Source organism: Pseudomonas sp. NPDC098740 (assembly GCF_044760065.1).
Classification (GTDB): domain Bacteria; phylum Pseudomonadota; class Gammaproteobacteria; order Pseudomonadales; family Pseudomonadaceae; genus Aquipseudomonas; species Aquipseudomonas rossensis.
This window is the reverse complement of sequence record NZ_JBIWAM010000015.1, coordinates 71,729-89,413: the sequence shown is the minus strand read 5'-3', so window position 1 is coordinate 89,413 and position 17,685 is coordinate 71,729. Positions and strand designations below refer to the sequence as shown.

The window sequence follows — 17,685 nt, the reverse complement described above, 5'->3', positions numbered from 1 at the left end:
ACGCAACCGAACGCCCCACTGATCTCCGACTCTTGTTGGTACTCGCCGGCCGCTTTTGGCCGTTTTTGGCCCGTCGCGAGAGGTAAGAAACGACCCATAGCAGCCGTTAGGAGCGGTCGATAGATTTGGAGCTAGCCGGCCGAGGCTGGCCACTGTCGGCCTGGAAACGATGTGAACGCTTGCGTTGTTCTAAGGCTTAGGTCGGTCAACCTAAGCGCTGCTTTATAAAGCATGAGATTAAAAAAAGTGGCCGCGAGATTAACAGCTGACACGAGAGCCGCGTCGATAGGAATACAGCGGGGAAGCTGCATCGTATTCGGGACACGACCTCATCGCGTTCTAGACCTTAGGCTCCGTAAATACGCTTGAGCTCCTGTATCCAGTCAAACAGGCTTTCTTGAGCTAAATTTTGCTGGGACTCGAACCCTTCGTCGTCAAAATAACCTTCCATCTCGATGGCGTATTCATGTTCTCGAAGTTCATGGGTAACGCTGAGCGGTACACCTTCCAGCGCACAAATGCTGTTGCTAAGGAAGGCTATGAAGACACCGCGAGCCAACGTTCCATTGCTGTAGGCTGCCAGCGAGTCCTCCAGCCGACTGAGAATCGATAGGTTTGACATCAGCCCCCTTGTGCCTCCTCTAGAGTGAATATAACGCGACCGTCCGCTTCTGGCCGATAGCTGCCTGTCCCGAAGGACCGCAATCGACCGATTCTGTTGAAAAAGTCGGTTTGCCCAAACCACTCGAATTGATGGATGAAAACACCTCTATTGCACGCTGCTACGTGAAATCCGAGTCCGGAAGCCTTTGCTGAAAGCAAGGATTTCAATCTCAGGCGCGTACTTTTCTGCCGTGGAAAGCAATCCAGACTTTTTCAACAGAATCGACCCAAAGGAGACGGTGGCCCTGTGGGGTGTGGGCACGGTTTCAGCTCCAATGTAAGCAATGACGCTAGCGCGCAGGCTCTGCGAATATGGTGTCCATCGTGTGTCGGTCGTAATCCAACAGGTATGTATGATGCTGACGATACAGCTGTGAAAGCAGCTCTTTGTTGGGGCCAACCACATCCATACCTCTGTCGTCGTAGGGAAAAACCATGACGTGCTTCTTCAAATTGAAGAGGTATAAAGCGCAGTTGGGTTTAGGCTGAATTGCGGAAAAATCCTTAGCCAAAGCACACCAAAGAAATGCTTGAAGCAGAGTCGCAGGCGCTTCAAATGCGATGTTGATCCAATACTCCGGCTCACTTTCGCAAAACCATTCCTCCGGATCTATCTCCTCACTCCAGACTGAGCATTCCGTGGGTATGTTAATGCCGGCAGATCGAAGAGCGTGAATCACGGGCCGATGAGCAAATCGGTTGCTGCCAGAATGAATGCGCAGACAAGCAACAAGCGTCGCATCATCAAGGAAGATATCGCTGCAGATCTTTATTGATTTTCGTATTGCTGTTAGAAATTGCTCAATTACTCCACCAGTTTCAGAGAGCTCAAAACGCAGACCTCCTGGATAGGAATAGAAAAGTGGTCTGGCAAATGCTTTACCCCCAAAGATCCTCTCAATTTCAAGTTGTAGATTCACTTGATCCCTTCATGGCTAATAGCCCGACTCCATAGCTTGGGCGGTGCAGACGGATATTACTGTATACGTAAGATGTGAGCTAAGCCGCGAGCGTCCGCTGTTGGCCGTTCTCTGCCGATCGTCATTCCCATGTGCGCTGGTCAAGTCCGATGCAAATGACTGGTCAGTGATGATGCAGTTGGGGGCAATTCCGTGCAACCCCAAACGGCTTTTTACTGCCCGCTCATCTGCTCAGTCGCACACTTTTCACCTGCCAACTTCAAACTATTACGGCCCAGAAAAGCTGGACCTCATTGGTGAGGTGGGTATGTCTTCCGATTCGAGTTTTCAAGACCAAACACAAGGTTCTGTTCCATCCAAGCCTGAGTCAGGTTCAGATGAGCCGACGCTAGATCCAGACGATCCGAATAAATACGATCCGTTAACAAAACCCAGCGATGATCGCCCAGAAGACTGGAAAGAACCTGGTGAGAGGACTACACCAGAGGCAGATGAAATAACACCGCTATCAGACGATATGCGATAGGAGAGAAAGCCCGGCCAGCAAGCCGGGTTTTTTGTGTTCGCCGTCTGTCCGATGGTAGGCACTTGCAGCGCACGACCGCTTCTCATGTTTAAGCACGGAAATCACGCGCATTAGGTCGGAGAGCCACCATGGAAATTAACGAGAACGCACCAGGCAATAAATCGCAGCAACGCGAAACACGCACTACGGACAACGAAACTGGCCACGACCCGAGCTGGAACCAGTACGAAGTTCCATTACCGACCGACGATGAAGCTCCTGTCGATGCAGATATGGCTGATGTGGCTGATGTGGATGCTACTAATTCGGTATCGAGTGAGCATCCAAAAGCTGGTACGAACAGCCACGTCGATAACCCAGACAACGACCCACAGATGAACGACCAGGACGAAAACGATAAGGAGGCTCGCGGGTTGCCTGCGAGTGACCCTGAATCAGGTGCCTGAATTAGTTCGGATGATTTCCGATGCCCGCTCAACGCGGGCAGCCCTCGGGGAGGCCTGAACGTCGTTAGTCGGATAGTGCAACGTACGGAATCAACGTCGCCAGCCCGCGCACCCTGACCTTACATGCATTCGGGGTGGTGCGAGACGGGATCAGCGAGGCCGATGCAATAGGGCGTCGGCGCCGTGAACGTCTTCGGCAGACAGCGGGATTTAGGTGTGTTGCTCCGACCGGTTGAATCCACAGCCGATTGCTGCCTGTCGTAACTGACCGAAATCCACAACCCTTTGCAGACATTCATAACAATCAAGCTAAAAGGCCAGCTTAGTCGGTCCCGGTGAACGAGCCGAACGATTTGAATCTAATACCCCATTTAAGAATTATCCGCCTCGGGCGCACGGAAGGCCTTACTGTAGTAACCGGACTGGTCGAAACAGCAAACGTGCTTCTTGCCGGATGCGAGCATATCGCAGGCATCACTGATTCGTTTTGCGCGGGTCTTGAGTTGCTTGGCTGAAGTAATCCAGTGAATCCAGTCTACTCGTGCGATGGTCGTCGTATTGTTCCAGACTTTACGAGCCTCAGGAGTGGCTGCCAGTGCCTCCTGAAAATCTGCCGGGATGTCAGGCTCGGGTTCCTTCTTCACAGAGGCTAGCTCCAGCGTAACGATGTCCCCAACAGCCGCGCCTGCGGCTTCGAGTAACTCTCTGCTGACCCGCAGCCAATGGCTCAGCTGACCATCCGGCTCAAGGGTTGCCTGGAAGTGGTGCGCATTGATTGTGCCTTCAACTGTCGTCCTTCCTCGCCTCGGAAGCTGTTCACTCGCGTCTCCTGGCAGTACCAGAAACGCCCACGACGTATCATTACCAGGCTTTGCCGGACGGAGAAGCTTTGCTTCGAATCGGGATTTCACATCGATTGTTGTCATTGCAACTCCTCCAACCAATACGCCTGACGACTCAACTACGGGAAAGATTCAGTGCAGAGGGTCGACGCTACCTATTAGCCACTAGTCTGTCCAGCGGCTGCTTATGGCCCAGAGCGTGTAAAAACGCTCATGGACCTCGTCGTTGTGGAGTAGTGACATTCGTTGGCTGAGCGATCGCACGGTTATGTCGCGGGCCACATCAGTCTCAGCCTGGAACACGCCAACGCTATTTTTACAGCCTCTGGGATGGGCCAAAATCAGCCTTTTTCAGGCCGTCAGCGCTTTCATCAAACCGTTGGCACCGATGATTTTCATAACCCGTTTCAAGTTGTAGGCGAGCACATTCAAGCTCATCTCCGCGCTCACCCCGGCCAGCTTTCGCGTCAGGAAGTGCGTCGCCCCCATCCATTGTTTGAGCGTCCCGAAGGGATGCTCAACCGTCCGTTTTCGGACTCGCATCATCTCTGGTGCTTTGCTCAGCCGAAGCTGCATCTCCTCCAATACGTCTTCATGCTCCCAGCGTCGAACTCGTCGTTCCGTGCTCGGAGTGCATTGCGACTTCAACGCGCAGCCCTGGCATTTCGAACTCCAGTAACGATGCAACTTCAGGCCTTTTTCAACGTAGGAGTAGTGCCAGATCAGCGACTCGCCAGCTGGACAAATGTATTCGTTTTTTACCGCGTCATAGATGAAGGCATCGTTATTGAAACGTCCGTCAGCCTTGGCTCCAGAGGTCATCGGCTTGGGCACGTAGGGGGTGATGCCTGCATCGTGACAAGCCAAGATTTGTTCGCTTTTGAAGTAACCTCGGTCCGCCACCACCGACAACGTTTCTGACGCCATCGCCTCGCGGGCCTGCTTGGCCATCGAGCTGAGCTGATCGCGGTCGGAACCGACATTGGTCACCTCGTGTGCAACGATCAAATGGTGCTGAGTATCGACCGCCGTCTGCACGTTATAGCCGACGATTCCCGTGCCGCGAGTCATCATGGAGCGGCTGTCTGGATCGGTCAGTGAGACCTGTTTGTCCGGCGATTCGTTGAGCTGGATCTCGATCGCTTGAAGCTCTTTCATTTGAGTTTTGAGCTTGGCGATTTTTTCTTCCAGCCACACGGTACTGGGCTCGGAAGCTGTTGGTTCTTGCCGATCGGCAGCATCGAGCGCGGTCAGGTAACGGCTGATGCTCGATTCGATTTCTTCCATTCGCCGCTTCAGCTTGGCGCTGGTGAAATTGCGGTCACGGTTGTGGACGGCCTTGAATTTACTGCCATCGATGGCGACCAGATGTTCTCCAAACAGTCCCAACTGCTGACACAGCACAACGAACTGGCGACAGACACCTCGGATGGCCTTGCTGTTGTCTTTTCGGAAGTTGGCGATGGTCTTGAAGTCCGGCATCAAACGCCCGGTCAACCACATCAGTTCGACGTTGCGTTGAGCTTCTCGCTCCAAACGTCGGCTCGACTGAATGCGATTGAGATAGCCGTAGATGTAGATCTTCAGCAAGATCGCGGGGTGGTAAGCCGGCCGGCCAGTATCGGCTGGAATGGCACCTTCAAAACCCAGATTGACCAGATCGAGTTCGTCGACGAAGACGTCGACTACGCGCACCGGATTGGTATCGCTGACGTAGTCGTCGAGGCTCTCGGGAAGTAAGGTGCCTTGGCCTCGATGTTCACCTTGGATAAAGCGCTTCATGGGCGATCCCTGCGATGAAATCCTCAGAAATCATAGCAAGGGTTCGCGAAGGCGTTTTTACACACTCTGGGCCGAAAGCAGCCAGCCCCCCGTCACATTTTTCAGGACGGGAGAACGATATATTCGCCAAGCATGGCCTAACGCCATGCTGCGCAAGAAGTTGCGCAGTTGTACGTAATACCCCCCCTGAAAACCGCTGCAAGGCACGCTGATCAAGGCTTCCAGCCAAGTGCGCAAGAAGTTGCGCAGTACTGCGCAACTTCTTGCGCACTTTTCTCCTGAATCTCTGCTTTTTTTGGCAAATTCAAGGACGCTCTAAGCCAAGCCCTTGGTTTATAAGGCTTCGAGAATCCTGGCACGCTCTTTGATCACAGTAAGGCACCCACCGGGCGATACCGCCTCCCGGGCACCCTAACTTTTAGCAAGGAGCACATCCATGGCTACACCAGCGTACATGTCCGTCACTGGCGAGAAACAAGGTCTGATCACTGCCGGCGCATTCACCGCCGACTCGGTTGGCAACACCTATCAGGAAGGTCACGAAGACCAGGTCATGGTTCAGGCTTTCAGCCACGACGTGATCATCCCGCGTGACCCGCAGTCCGGCCAACCGACCGGTCAGCGCGTTCACAAGCCAGTCGTGATCACCAAGGTCTACGACAAGGCTTCGCCACTGCTGCAGGCGGCTCTGACCTCCGGCGAGCGCATGAGCGAAATCGTTATCCAGTGGTACCGCACTTCGGCTCAAGGTACCCAAGAGCACTACTACACCACCAAACTGGAAGACGCGATCATCGTCGCCATCAACAACAAAATGCACAACTGCCAGGACCCGTCGAACTCGCACTTCACGCACCTGGAAGAAGTGCAATTCACCTACCGCAAAATCACCTGGACCCACGAAGTATCCGGTACTTCGGGTTCCGATGACTGGCGTCAGCCGGTCGCCTAACTCAGGCCGACCGTCTCAAGCATCGGCCAGCTCTGCTGGTCGATGTTGTTTTCGCCCTTCCAGAATTTTGCGTCTGCTGATTCCTTTTTCCGGTATTGGCGAGCGCCGCTGCACTGCACGAGGAACAAGGGATGTTCGCGCCGGCCAATCAAACTCACTTTGCCCTGACCATCGAAGGTCTTTCCAGCGACTTCCAGGTTTTCTCCCTGCAAGGTCGGGAAGCCATCAGCCAGCCCTTTGTGTTTGAGGTGGAGCTGGTCAGTGAACAGCCGTCCCTGGACCTCGAGACCCTGCTGCACAAACCGGCCTTCTTGCAGCTCTCGCCTGACGGCAGCGGCATTCATGGCCAGATCTATCGCGCCGCCCAGGGTGATTCCGGCAAACGCCTGACCCGCTACGCGGTGACCCTGCGCCCGCAACTGTCTTACCTGGCGCACCGCATCAACCAACGCATCTTCCAGAACCTCACCGTGCCGAAAATCATCGGCAGCGTCCTCGAAGAGCACGGCATCCAAAGCAATGCCTACGAATTCAAAGTCGGGGCGATTTATCCCGAGCGCATTTACTGCGTTCAGTACGATGAATCGGACCTGCAGTTCGTCCAGCGCTTGTGTGAGGAAGAAGGTATCCACTACCACTTCCAGCACAGCGCCACCGCCCACAAACTGGTGTTCGGCGATGACCAGACGGTGTTCCCGAAACTCGCGCCCGTGGCCTACCAGCAAGACTCCGGCATGGTCGCCAACGACCCGGTGATCAAACGCTTCGACCTGCGCCTGGAAACCCGCACCAGCCGCACCACCCGCCGCGATTACGACTTCGAAAAACCGCGACTGACCCTGGAAAGCGAACACCGTGGCGACGCCCTGCCCGACCTCGAAGACTACGACTACCCTGGCCGCTTCATCGACCGCGAACGCGGTAAGCACTTGGCCAAACGCGCCCTCGAACGTCACCGTAGCGACTTCCAGCTCGCCGAAGGCAAAAGCGATCAGCCGTTGCTGGTCAGCGGCCACTTCCTGGCCCTGACCCAACATCCAAAAGCCAAATGGAACGATCTGTGGCTGCTGACTGAAATCCTCCACGAAGGCAAACAGCCGCAAGTGCTGGAAGAGTCTGTCACCAGCAGCACAACTAACCTGAAAGACGATTTCCACCAGGGCTACCGCAACCGCTTCCAGGCAACTCCGTGGGACGTGCCGAACCGCCCGCCGCTGACCCAGAAAAAGCCGCGCATCCTCGGCAGCCAAAGCGCCGTGGTCACCGGGCCAAAAGGTGAAGAAATCCACTGCGACCAATACGGTCGCGTCAAAGTGCAATTCCACTGGGACCGCGAAGGTCAGGCCGACGACAAGACCATCTGCTGGCTGCGCGTCTCCTCCGCCTGGGCCGGCGCCCACTACGGCGGCATTGCCATCCCGCGCATCGGCATGGAAGTGCTGGTCAGTTTCCTTGAAGGCGACCCCGACCAACCGCTGATCAGCGGCTGCCTGTACCACAAGGAAAACGTCGTCCCGTACGCCCTGCCGGCGAACAAAACCCGCAGCACCTTCAAAACCCTGAGCTCCCCCGGTGGCGGCGGTTACAACGAACTGCGCATCGAAGACAAAAAAGGCCAGGAACAAATCTTCCTGCACGCCCAACGCGACTGGGATGAAAACGTCGAGCACGACCAGAGAATCCGCGTCGGCAACGAACGCCACGACACCGTCGAGCAAAACAGCTACAGCGAATTCAAGGCCGAAGAACACCACACCGTCTACGCCGACCGCAAAGTCGAAACCCGCGCCAACGACCACCTCACCGTGGGCGTTAACCAGCACATCAAAGTCGGCACCGGCCAGTTCATTGAAGCCGGCCAGGAAATTCACCTGAGCAGCGGTATGAAAGTCGTGCTAGAAGCCGGCAGCGAACTGACCCTCAAGGGCGGCGGCAGCTTCATCAAGATCGACGGTAGCGGCGTGACCCTGAGCGGGCCGGTGATCAACATGAACTCGGGTGGAAGTCCCGGCAACGGCACTGGCGCCGCACCACTGATGCCCGGCGTGCTGAAACAGGCGGATGCCGACAAGGCCGGCGCGGTCCTGACCCCGGCGCAGATCAATACGCTCAAACGCAACGCGCCGTTCTGTGAAGAGTGCGAGAAATGCAAGGCAGGTGCTTGTGCCATCTGATCGACTGACACCCAAGGACTGGCTGGCACAACAGCCGCTGCAGACTGGCGAGCGTTTGTATCTGGTTATTACTGCGGCGAGTGATGCCGATGCACTGAAAACCTTGTACCTGACCGAACCCACCGCCCAGCTCCTGCCGATCTGGGGCGGCACGCCCTACTCCACCTGGCAACCGGTGATGCCCTACGTCACCAAGCTATCGTCCAACTCCGCATTCCTGCCCTGGATCGCCGAAACCGACGCCCTAGACTGGGGCTGGCTGGCGGTATCACGCGCCGAACCGAATGACGTCTTCGAGCATCTGCGCAGCCTGACGCAGGTGAAGATGCCAGACGGGACTGAAGTGTTTTTCCGGTTCTGGGACGGGCGGCATATCTATCCGATTCTGCATGGGCTTGGCGACAAAGCCGGGGAAGTGCTGCCGATGTTTGAGCGGTATCTGATAAACGGCCTAACGCTGGAGGTTGGGACGAGGGTGTTGCCGAAGGTGCGGGACTGGCCGTGGTGGGAGGTGCCGAAATCGTTGCTGGACAGCTTGACCAAGGAAAACCCTTCGACACTGATTGGCAATCTCCTGCAGTGGCTCGAAGAAGAACGTCCGGACATTTACAACGCTTGGCCAGAGAACAACCTGAAGCTGAAAGTCAGCCGTTTCGTGCGCCGCCCGGATGCGCCGAAAAACCTTAAAGAAGCACTGTTAAACCACCTGATTCTGGAGCAAGGCTGATGGATCGCGTTGCCACTATCGAAACACAATTGGACTCCTTCAAAAACAGCCTGAAGCTGTACCGTGAAGAAACCAAGAGCTGGTACGCGCAGGTTGCTGACAAAGCCAGCCGAGCCGCAGACATGCCCTCCCTGCTGGGTATGGAGCGCGTGATAAAGGCTGGCAACTCCAGTAAGTCTGTCAGCATGACTGATGGTGATTTTTCATACGTCGCCAAGTGCCCGCTAGTAGGTCCGCTGCTGATTGAGAGCAAATTCGAATCGGTTTTCGACATCCCTATCGGCGATATCAAGGTCGACATCATTGCAGTGGATGGAGGCGCGAAGTCGACGATTACCTTAGATAAGCAAGGTAAAGGCAGCTTTCAGGGCCAGCCTGGAAAATCCTATAAGATCCACGTCCACGATCAGGTGACGCCTGCGCAGATCGACACCCTGTTCAAATCCTACGACGGCTTAGCTGCCGATCTGGAAGGGTTTCTGCGCAAGGAATGGGCAGGCTTCAAACCGCAGTGGTCGAATCAAAGTGCGTCAGCCAAAGCGATGGCAATTGGGATCGGCATTCTCGAAGGCGGATGGGAAGCCATCAAAGGCGTCTGGGATGGCATCTCAAAGGCCTTGGACATCCTTCAAAACCCTAAAAAGTTCGCAGAGGACTTGGGGGCCGGTGCCGAGGAACTGATCAAGCTGGCCAAAGAGGCGCCAGATGTGATGAAACAGGCCATGTTGCTTGCTAGCGACGAGGCCGCACTGTTCTTGATGGTGCATTGCGCTTCTATCTGGGTTTCAGCATTGCCACCGACGCAAGCGGCTGGCCAAACGGCGAAGATGACATCTGCAGCCGTTATCGGGATTCTCATCGACATCGTCATTTCGGTCGTGATGACCGTCGCAGCCGAAGGCGCCGGGCTATTTTACCTGGCCGCACGTTTAGCGAAGTACGGCCAGATCATCGTCAAGGCTGTTACCGGATTTGTGAAGTCGTTGTTCAACATAATCAAAGGCTTCATGGGTTACGTAGGTAAATACGTTGCTGTTGCCGCCCGAGGTGTGGCGACTCGGGTAGAAAAAGGAGTCGCGCAGCTACGCTTTGATGGCAAACGTAATGCGACCGTTGAACACAGCAAACGTCCTGATGACGCCTCGAAACAATCAAAGAACCCCGACGAAAAAAGCGCGGCGCCGGCGCAAGACACCTGCACCAACGGCTGCCCGGTTTCGATGGTCACGGGTGAAGAACTACTGACTCTTACCGATGGCCAACTCGACGGCCTGCTGCCTTTTGAGTGGACGCGCCTTTATCGCACCAGTGCGGTCGAGATCGACAGCCGTCTTGGATATGGCTGGAGCCACGCCCTTTCTCATCGACTGGATCTGGACGATGAAGGCGTCCTGTGGACGGATAACGAAAACCGAACCACTCGTTTTCCGATGCCGACACAGCAGCGCCCTGCTATCACTAATAGCTTGTCGAAAGCGGCCATCTACCTGGGGTCCACTCCCGGCGAGCTCATCCTGACGCAGGCCGGGCAAAGTCCGCGCTTTTACCATTTCCGTGCGGGCCGTTTAATCACCATTAGCGACGCGTACGACAACCAGTTGCTGTTGAGCTACGACTTTGCTGAGCGTATCCAGCGTATCGACAACGGTGCCGGTCGCTCCTTGCTCATCCAATACGAAGATCGTCATATCGTCGCCGTGGATTATCAGCAACGGCGCGCCGAATACACAGATCAGGGTCAACGACAGGAACCTTGGGTCACCGTACAAACGTTGGTGACCTATCGGTACAACCGACAAGGCGAACTGGTCAGTGCCACCAACGCTGCAGGTGAGACTGAGCATTACCGTTACAACGACCAACACGTCATTTTAGAGCGTCAACTGGCCGGCGGTGCGAGCTTCTTTTGGGAGTGGGAAAACGAAGGTAAATCGTCACGCAGCGTCCATCACTGGGCCAGTTTTTCGCAGATGGACTCGCATTACGCTTGGGACGATGCCGGCAAAGTCACCGTTACGAACGCGGATGGCAGCGAGCAGATTTATGTGCATGACGAAAATGCGCGACTCATCAGTGAGACCGCTGCAGACGGCGCCGAAACACAAAAGGTCTATGACGACAAAGGTCGTCTGATCGAAGAAAAGGATCCGCTCGGCGCAATCACCGAATACCGCTACAACGTCGCCGGACTGCTTGCCGCTGTTATTCCGCCTGAAGATGCGCCGACATTTTACGAATACCGTCACGGTTTCGTGAGTGAGATTCATCGCGGCAAAGCCAGTTGGAAATACCAGCGAAATAGCCAGGGCGACATCACCCGCCAGACAGATCCTGATGGTAACGAAACACACTACAGCTACGATGCCCAAGGTCGTGTGCTGGAGATCGTACATCCAGACGGCGGACGACATCAGCTCGCCTGGAATGGACTGGGTCAGTTGCTCGAAGAAGAATTGCCTGATGGTGGTCGACGTAAATACCGCTACGACGCACTGGGTCGTCAGATCACCCGCCAGGACGAGCACGGCACCATCACCCATTACCAATGGGATGCGGCTGGCCGCTTGACGCAGACCATACAGCCTGGCGGTTCGACCCGCACTTACACCTATAACGCCTACGGGAAGGTTACAGCCGAGCGCGATGAACTGGGCCGCATCACCCGCTACGAATTCGCCGACAACCTGCAACTTGTCAGCCGCCGCATCAACCCGGACGGCAGTGAGCTGCGCTATCGCTACGACAACTCACGCCTGCTGCTCACGGCGATTGAAAACGAGCGCGGCGAACATTACCTGCTCGACTACTACTCAAACGGTCTGATACAGCAGGAAACGGGATTCGATGGTCGTCGTACTGCCTACGAATATGACCTGAACGGCCACCTGCTGAAAAAAACCGAGTACGGCGACGACGGAAGCGAACTGGTCACTGGATACCAGCGTGATTCCGCCGGTCGCTTGCTCGTGAAGACGTTGGATGATGGTGAAGAAATTCACTACAGCTATGACGCTCTCGGTCGCTTGGTCAACGTCGATGACGGTCACTGGCCACTGGCCTATGAATACGACTCCCAAGATCGGCTGATCACCGAACATCAGGGATGGGGCACCCTGCGCTACGAGTACGACAGCGTCGGCCAACTCAAGCATTGCCGTCTACCTGACGGTAGCAAGCTCGACTATCGCCGATTGCCCGGCGGTAATCTGAGCAGTATTGACCTCAACGGTTCTCGCCTCACCTCTCACCAGTTCAAGGCTGGTCGTGAACAGCAGCGCCAGCAAGGCTTGCTGTTGAGTCAGTATCAATACGACGATCAGGGTCGCCTGCAGGCCCACAGCGTGAGCCAACGCGATAGCGTCCTGATCCAACGCCGGTATAACTACGACGCGACAGGCAACCTCGCAGGCATCAATGACAGCCTCAAGGGTGCCCGCAATTTTCACTACGATCCGCTTGATCGTCTGATCAGCGTTCGAGGCGCTACACCGGAGAGCTTCGCGCACGACCCAGCCGGCAATCTGCTGGGCCAAAATGACGTGCCCTCCGCCCACTTGGTCAACATCAAGGGCAACCGTCTGCTCATGCAGGGCGACCGTCACTACGACTACGACGCCTACGGAAATCTGATTCGTGAGCGCCGAGGTACCGGACAGAAACTCATCACCGAGTACCGCTATGACTGCCAGCATCGTTTGATCGGCGTTAGCCTACCGGGCGGTAGTATCGCCGCCTACAAGTACGACGCCTTTGGTCGACGCATAGAGAAAACGGTCGACGGCCATACCTCCGAATTCCTCTGGCAAGGCGAACGTCTGATCGTAGAGAGTGGTGACAATCGGTATCGCACCTATGTCTATGAGCCGGACAGCTTCCGGCCCTTGGCGATGCTCGACGGTGAAGGCCCACTGAAAGCCACGCCTTTCTATTACCAGCTCGATCATTTGGGCACGCCGCAGGAACTCACCGATTACAGCGGTGCGATCATGTGGTCGGCCAAATATCGGGCCTATGGCAACCTGGCTGCGCTGGATGTCGCGGAGATCGATAACCCGCTACGTTTTCAAGGCCAGTATTTCGACGCAGAGACGGGGCTTCATTACAACCGCCATCGCTACTACAGCCCGAGTACAGGACGGTTTCTGACCCCAGACCCGGTAAAGCTGGCAGGTGGCTTAAACAACTACCAGTACGCCCCCAATCCAACTGGATGGGTAGACCCTCTCGGCCTGATGTTCAGGGCGATTACGAAAGCTGTTTCCGGTGTGGCCAAGAAGGCACCGCTGAAACCCTCAGCGAACTGCCCCAAGCCCGGAGGATCATCGTCTCCAAACACAACCCCTACCCTCGCAGACTCCAGCGTAAAAACTGGAGATGTCACCCCACCGGCAGTCATCGAGTCGAAGCCCGACTTCTATGTCGGACCATCCGGACCGGACTCGACCTTGCCTGCGACGGGTTACCGATACATGGGCTACAAGAATGCTGACGGAACCGTAAACACCCACGCGCAGAACACGATCAACACTCAGGAAGCTCGACTGTCGTATTTTGGTTTTGAAAAACTTGAGACAGGTGACGCCGCAACGGAAGCTTTCCAGGTACGAGCTCCGAAGCACGTTACAGCGGCCGACCCGGATCCGGCGTGGAGTGATGGGCGCCTGCGCTTGAAGTTTGACACGCTGCAACTCTACAAAGACGGTGTACCCAACGCTACAGTGCCGTACGAACTCGGTGGTAAAGGTCCGAACCTGGAGCCGTTCACAAAAGCGTACCCTGAGTACGGTACGGGTGGTGCGCAGCAACTCATCCCCAAACCGGGTACCACCACCATCATCAAAGCGGATGAAATCACTATCTTGCCGGAGAAGTAACAGTGCTAACCGATCTAGAGGCGCGCGTAGCGCTCAAAGAACTGATTGAAAAATACCTCAAGGGCAGAGATCCCGATTACGACCGTCTGATCGAAATTGTTCAGGATCCTTCGCGGCAAGTTCCGATCAGAGGTGTGCTTGAGGACATTCGACGGTACAACAAGGTTCAGTACTCACAGCAGGAGCTTGAGCTGATCGACGACCTTTTGTACATGTATGGGTAAAGCGCTCTCCGCCCTAAGGACTTCCGCCCAGGAAGGAGCGGAAGTATCAATCAAGCAGTTTGATGGTGCAGCCTCCAGCAGGCTTCCAATAACATGCCCCTGGCGAGTTTTGATAGACCTGTCGGCGAGACCTAAAGCGTAAAAAGCCCAGCCGAAGCTGGGCCTTGTTTGCTAGCTATTGCAGCGGCCAGTTGGTCTGGCCGTGTGCAATCACGCCAGGAGTACGACCGTAGCGCTGCGCCAGAGAGGGAGCCAATTCAGGAAAAAGCTCCTCTATATACGGGACCATCATGGCCACGTATACCCCGAAGGAGGGGTGCTTACGCCATTGGCCTGCTTCAATAGTACTGTGATATGAACGATCAAACCATCCGCGCAAAACCAACAGCGCCCCCTCAATACGATCTTCCAAGAGGTCGGCACTGCGCGCCTTGGTGTGGCCATCTTTTTTCAAGGTAAAGCTTGTACCCAGGCGCAGAGCGCAACTCCGTCGTAATGGTGTTGGCGTACTGCCAGGCCGCGCATCTCGACCCGATGCTGAAGCCGGTGCACATCGTTCCAATCTGGAACTCGAAAGCGAAAAGGATGCAGGACACGGTCGTGCCGGGGATCGGTCTCTACCGCATCCAAGCGGCACGCACCGGTCAATACGCCGGCATCAGCGACCCCGAATATGGGCCATCGATTACCGCGAAGCTGTCCGGCGTTGACGTCGTCTACCCGGAGTGGTGTCGGGTAACCGTAAAGCGGCAGATGTCCAACGGGCTTGTCGCCGAATTCACCGCCAACGAGCGCTGGCTCGAAAACTACGCTACCGCTAGCAAGGACAGCGCCGCACCAAACGCCATGTGGAAACGCCGCGCCTTCGCCCAGCTCGCCAAGTGCGCCGAGGCCCAGGCCCTGCGCAAGGCATTCCCGGAAGTCGGATCAGCGCCTACTGCTGACGAAATGGAAGGCAAGACCTTTGAAGAAGCTGCGCGCGATGTGAGTCCACAGCAGCAACACCAGCAGCAACAGCCAGACCCTGCCCCTTTCCCAGACTACTCAGATGGTCTGCTCGCCGAGAACATCGTCAAGTGGCAGCCGCTGATTGATTCAAATCGGACCAGCCCCGAACACCTGATCGCGACCATCAGCAGCAAGTACACGCTGAGCCCAGCGCAAATTGAAAAAATCACCAATCTCAAAGCCCTCGATGGAGATGCAGCATGAAAATTCACAACGTAGCTCAAGGCTCCGCCGATTGGCATGCATTGCGCGGCAAGCACTTCACCGCTTCCGAAGCTCCGGCAATGAAGGGGGCATCGAAGTACCAGACCCGCACCGAACTGCTAACTCTGAAGAAGACCGGCATCACGCCGGGCGTGACGCAGTCGCAGCAGTACATCTTCGACAAGGGCCACGCCACTGAGGCGGCCGCCCGCCCGCTGGTTGAAGTGATGATCGGCGAAGAGCTGTATCCGGTCGTTGGAACGCTGGGCAACCTGCTTGCTTCGATGGATGGCGTGACGATGCTCGGCGAGACATTGTTTGAGCATAAGCTCTGGAACGAATCGTTGGTCGCTCAGGTGAAGGCTGAAGACCTGGCCCCGCACTATTACTGGCAACTTGAGCAGCAGCTGCTGGTGAGCGGCGCCGAGCGAGTGATCTTCGTTTGCTCCGACGGCACCGCCGAGAACTTCGTCAGCATGGAATACCGCCCAGTCGCCGGCCGCGCCGCACAGCTGGTCGAAGGTTGGAAACAGTTCGAGGTCGATCTGGCAAACTTCGAGATGGCAGACGCCCCTTCGATTGTCGTCGGAAAGGCGCCTGACGAGCTGCCGGTGTTGCGTATCGAACTCACTGGCATGGTTACCGCGAGCAATCTCAAGGTATTCGAGCAATCGGCCTTGGCGGTCATCGACTCGGTGAAAACCACGCTGCAGACCGACCAAGACTTCGCGGACGCCAAGAAGGCCGTGAAGTGGTGCGGTGATGTAGAAGAAGCCGTCGCCGCGGCGAAGAAGCAGGCGCTGTCGCAAACCCAGACCATCGACGAGCTGTTTTCGTCGCTGGATCGCATCTCGGCGCACGCCCGCGAAACTCGCCTGAAGGTCGACAAGCTGGTCAAGGCGCAGGAACTGCTGGTGAAGACCAACATCAAGCAGAAGGCCGAACAGGCGCTGTTCGATCACATCGCCGCAATCAACAAGACTCTGGGCAAAGTGGTCCTTCCCAACGTGGCCGTCGACTTCGCCGGCGCCATGAAGAACAAGCGCACCATCGCAAGCTTGCAGGATGCAGTCGATACCGAACTGGCCCGGGCGAAGATCGACGCGAGCCAGGCAGCTGACTGCATTCGACTGAACCTGTCCAGCCTGGCCGAGCTCGCCGTCGATCACGTCTTCCTGTTCAGCGACATCCAACAGCTTGTGCTCAAGGCAAACGATGACCTGGTGGCGCTGATCAAGGTGCGGATTTCGGAGCACAAAAAGGCCGAGAAGGAGAAAGCCGAAGCCACCCGGAAGCGCATCCGCGACGAAGAACTTCAGCGAATCGCCGACGATGAAAAGGCGAAGCTCGCCGTCGCGCCAGTTGTTGAACCAGCACCTGTCTCGACTTCGGCGCCGCCGCGATCTGCACCGGTCGCCCAGGCGGTTTCGAAGCCAGTCGCAGTACAAACCAGTCAGCCGGTGGCAATGCAGGCCGAAGTCTTCGATCTCGAAGCTCTGATCAAGGCCGTGGCATACGGTCAGGCCCCGATATCGATGCTGGCGGTCAACTGGGAAGCGCTCGATGCGCTCGTCGCCGACCAAGGTTCCAAGTTCAGCATGGCCGGCGTGAGACTGGTAAAGGTGGCCGCATGATCAGTAACCACCTCAACTTGGTCGAGCAGCAGCGGCAGAATGCTGAATCAATTTCTAGTTGGATCGCCGAGTTCCTGGCCGCTGGCGGGCAGATCGCCGAACTGAAAAGCCCGCCGCGCAACCCGCTGCCACCTCCCCGCTCACAGAAAATCGACCCCGGCACGGTCCTCAAGAGAAAGCCGAAGGCGTTGACCGCCGCTGATCGAAAGGCTCTCCGGTTAATGGCGGACTCAATATGAGCAAACGCAAGCCGCACAACCTCAAGACCCGCATCGACCGATCGTGTCGTTCGCTGCTGGCCACCAACCACGTCGCAGTGGTGAACATCGACCCCTGCGGTCACCAGGGCATGATCAATTACAAGTCGCTGAAGAATATCGCTCCCGGGACGATTGGCCAGGCCGTGTGTGGAATTGCCCACCGCTGGACGATCTACCTCAGCGCTCTCTGTATTGATGCTCGCGGTGACCGCTACAGCAAGTCGATAGAGGTGGCGCCGGACGGCGTGTACCTCTCCGATCACCTGGAAGACGTGATCGAGCACTGCTACAAGAAGCTGCGCGACTCAGCCAATCAAAGCCAGATGGTGGCTTCTGGTTGGATCGCAATTCCGGAGTCCTTGTCGCTCGACGAAGCTCATGCAGCGCGGATTTTTGAAGCGGTCGGGGCCTGGAATCAGGTCAAGGTAGCAGCGTGAGGCGCTTCCGCA

General features: G+C 56.3%; 15 protein-coding genes and 1 pseudogene. 11 read left to right on the top strand and 5 right to left on the bottom strand.

Annotation, left to right across the window (positions count from 1 at the left end; all coding sequences use genetic code 11):
• Window positions 1-346: 346 nt before the first annotated feature.
• Window positions 347-622: a hypothetical protein gene (locus tag ACIQU2_RS19245; RefSeq protein WP_403143349.1), complete on the bottom strand. Its 276-nt coding sequence runs from the start codon at window positions 620-622 to the stop codon at window positions 347-349.
• 331 nt (window positions 623-953) lie between these two features.
• Complete coding sequence (locus ACIQU2_RS19240) at window positions 954-1,583, bottom strand: DUF3885 domain-containing protein (protein ID WP_403143347.1); 630 nt, start codon at window positions 1,581-1,583, stop codon at window positions 954-956.
• Between the two features lie 166 nt (window positions 1,584-1,749).
• On the opposite strand from ACIQU2_RS19240, the gene ACIQU2_RS19235 reads away from it, so the two are divergent.
• Together ACIQU2_RS19235 and ACIQU2_RS19230 are read left to right on the top strand one after the other, a co-directional pair.
• Window positions 1,750-2,109, top strand: coding sequence for a hypothetical protein (locus tag ACIQU2_RS19235; RefSeq protein WP_403143344.1), 360 nt, complete (start codon window positions 1,750-1,752; stop codon window positions 2,107-2,109).
• A 128-nt stretch (window positions 2,110-2,237) separates the two neighbouring features.
• Window positions 2,238-2,555: a hypothetical protein gene (locus ACIQU2_RS19230; RefSeq protein WP_403143342.1), complete on the top strand. Its 318-nt coding sequence runs from the start codon at window positions 2,238-2,240 to the stop codon at window positions 2,553-2,555.
• 371 nt (window positions 2,556-2,926) lie between these two features.
• Here ACIQU2_RS19230 and ACIQU2_RS19225 read toward each other — a convergent pair whose 3' ends face one another.
• Window positions 2,927-3,481 carry a YdeI/OmpD-associated family protein gene (locus tag ACIQU2_RS19225; protein WP_403143339.1) on the bottom strand — a complete coding sequence of 185 codons (555 nt, stop codon included), beginning with the start codon at window positions 3,479-3,481 and terminating at the stop codon, window positions 2,927-2,929.
• Between the two features lie 267 nt (window positions 3,482-3,748).
• Window positions 3,749-5,179 carry an IS1182 family transposase gene (locus ACIQU2_RS19220; protein ID WP_403143337.1) on the bottom strand — a complete coding sequence of 477 codons (1,431 nt, stop codon included), beginning with the start codon at window positions 5,177-5,179 and terminating at the stop codon, window positions 3,749-3,751.
• Window positions 5,180-5,615: 436 nt separating this feature from the next.
• On the opposite strand from ACIQU2_RS19220, the gene ACIQU2_RS19215 reads away from it, so the two are divergent.
• The 5 genes from ACIQU2_RS19215 (at window position 5,616) to ACIQU2_RS19195 (ending at window position 14,130) form a co-directional block, all read left to right on the top strand.
• Window positions 5,616-6,131 (top strand): Hcp family type VI secretion system effector, encoded by a 516-nt coding sequence (locus ACIQU2_RS19215; RefSeq protein WP_054051032.1) that lies wholly within the window; start codon window positions 5,616-5,618, stop codon window positions 6,129-6,131.
• 131 nt (window positions 6,132-6,262) lie between these two features.
• Window positions 6,263-8,305: a type VI secretion system tip protein TssI/VgrG gene (gene tssI / locus ACIQU2_RS19210; RefSeq protein ID WP_403143335.1), complete on the top strand. Its 2,043-nt coding sequence runs from the start codon at window positions 6,263-6,265 to the stop codon at window positions 8,303-8,305.
• Window positions 8,295-9,032 carry a DUF4123 domain-containing protein gene (locus ACIQU2_RS19205; RefSeq protein WP_403143332.1) on the top strand — a complete coding sequence of 246 codons (738 nt, stop codon included), beginning with the start codon at window positions 8,295-8,297 and terminating at the stop codon, window positions 9,030-9,032. Before tssI ends, ACIQU2_RS19205 begins: the two co-directional genes overlap by 11 nt.
• A complete protein-coding gene (locus ACIQU2_RS19200; RefSeq protein ID WP_403143330.1) occupies window positions 9,032-13,906 on the top strand; it encodes an RHS repeat-associated core domain-containing protein in 4,875 nt (1,624 codons plus the stop codon). Before ACIQU2_RS19205 ends, ACIQU2_RS19200 begins: the two co-directional genes overlap by 1 nt.
• A gap of 2 nt (window positions 13,907-13,908) precedes the next feature.
• A complete protein-coding gene (locus ACIQU2_RS19195; RefSeq protein ID WP_403143328.1) occupies window positions 13,909-14,130 on the top strand; it encodes a hypothetical protein in 222 nt (73 codons plus the stop codon).
• Between the two features lie 175 nt (window positions 14,131-14,305).
• On the opposite strand, the gene ACIQU2_RS19190 is transcribed toward ACIQU2_RS19195, so the two are convergent.
• Window positions 14,306-14,584, bottom strand: coding sequence for a hypothetical protein (locus ACIQU2_RS19190; RefSeq protein WP_347804587.1), 279 nt, complete (start codon window positions 14,582-14,584; stop codon window positions 14,306-14,308).
• A 5-nt stretch (window positions 14,585-14,589) separates the two neighbouring features.
• Here ACIQU2_RS19190 and bet point away from each other — a divergent pair.
• The 4 genes and pseudogenes from bet to ACIQU2_RS19170 form a co-directional block, all read left to right on the top strand.
• Window positions 14,590-15,342 (top strand): annotated as a pseudogene (gene bet, locus ACIQU2_RS19185) (phage recombination protein Bet); the annotation flags it as partial.
• Entirely contained in the window at window positions 15,339-16,976 is a 1,638-nt protein-coding gene (locus ACIQU2_RS19180; RefSeq protein ID WP_403143326.1) for a YqaJ viral recombinase family protein, read from the top strand. The pseudogene bet and the gene ACIQU2_RS19180, both read left to right, overlap by 4 nt.
• Window positions 16,973-17,215, top strand: a complete 243-nt coding sequence (locus ACIQU2_RS19175) for a hypothetical protein (protein WP_403143324.1) — start codon at window positions 16,973-16,975, stop codon at window positions 17,213-17,215. The genes ACIQU2_RS19180 and ACIQU2_RS19175 overlap by 4 nt, the downstream gene beginning before the upstream one ends.
• Window positions 17,212-17,673: a hypothetical protein gene (locus ACIQU2_RS19170; protein ID WP_403143322.1), complete on the top strand. Its 462-nt coding sequence runs from the start codon at window positions 17,212-17,214 to the stop codon at window positions 17,671-17,673. Before ACIQU2_RS19175 ends, ACIQU2_RS19170 begins: the two co-directional genes overlap by 4 nt.
• The last annotated feature ends 12 nt before the right edge of the window (window positions 17,674-17,685 follow it).

Coding starts and splice junctions, on each gene's coding strand:
- ACIQU2_RS19245 (WP_403143349.1), bottom strand. CDS start 622: ATGTCAAACCTATCGATTCTCAGTCGGCTGGAGGACTCGCTGGCAGCC.
- ACIQU2_RS19230 (WP_403143342.1), top strand. CDS start 2,238: ATGGAAATTAACGAGAACGCACCAGGCAATAAATCGCAGCAACGCGAA.
- ACIQU2_RS19225 (WP_403143339.1), bottom strand. CDS start 3,481: ATGACAACAATCGATGTGAAATCCCGATTCGAAGCAAAGCTTCTCCGT.
- ACIQU2_RS19220 (WP_403143337.1), bottom strand. CDS start 5,179: ATGAAGCGCTTTATCCAAGGTGAACATCGAGGCCAAGGCACCTTACTT.
- ACIQU2_RS19215 (WP_054051032.1), top strand. CDS start 5,616: ATGGCTACACCAGCGTACATGTCCGTCACTGGCGAGAAACAAGGTCTG.
- tssI (WP_403143335.1), top strand. CDS start 6,263: ATGTTCGCGCCGGCCAATCAAACTCACTTTGCCCTGACCATCGAAGGT.
- ACIQU2_RS19200 (WP_403143330.1), top strand. CDS start 9,032: ATGGATCGCGTTGCCACTATCGAAACACAATTGGACTCCTTCAAAAAC.
- ACIQU2_RS19180 (WP_403143326.1), top strand. CDS start 15,339: ATGAAAATTCACAACGTAGCTCAAGGCTCCGCCGATTGGCATGCATTG.
- ACIQU2_RS19175 (WP_403143324.1), top strand. CDS start 16,973: ATGATCAGTAACCACCTCAACTTGGTCGAGCAGCAGCGGCAGAATGCT.
- ACIQU2_RS19170 (WP_403143322.1), top strand. CDS start 17,212: ATGAGCAAACGCAAGCCGCACAACCTCAAGACCCGCATCGACCGATCG.